This window comes from Halobiforma nitratireducens JCM 10879, assembly GCF_000337895.1.
GTDB lineage: Archaea > Halobacteriota > Halobacteria > Halobacteriales > Natrialbaceae > Natronobacterium > Natronobacterium nitratireducens.
On record NZ_AOMA01000178.1, the window covers coordinates 1 to 378 of the forward strand.

The 378-nt window shown below is 58.5% G+C and carries 1 protein-coding gene; it reads left to right on the forward strand.

The window, feature by feature from the left end:
* A partial coding sequence (locus C446_RS16320; RefSeq protein ID WP_152419463.1) for a hypothetical protein occupies nt 1-240 on the forward strand: 240 nt, incomplete at its 5' end.
* Between the last annotated feature and the right edge of the window lie 138 nt (nt 241-378).

Consider the following 378-nt stretch of genomic DNA (forward strand, 5'->3'; position numbering starts at 1 on the left):
ATTCGCCGCCAGGAATCGGGGGTCAGCGACGAGTACGCGAAAAAACTCGTCTCGAGAACCATCGACGCCCTGCTCGAGCTCTCGGGGAATCGCCTCGCGATCGAGCGAAAACGACAGCGCAAGAACGGCCTCGAGTACACAGAGCGGTACGTCCGCCTGATGGAAGAGGCGGAGATTCCCGGTGATGGAACAGGAGCGACTGCCCGGACGAATCCGACGACAGGTGACGTCGACGGCTAATGCTGTCCCCGGCTCGGTCACACCACCCTGAGAGGGACGCCACGCTCTAGTAGCCCGTTGCACGCTTTCGAAATTAGCTCCGACCTATCGCGGTGTAGTCACTAGCGTCTAAAATAGTCACTTTAACTAGACTAGAAG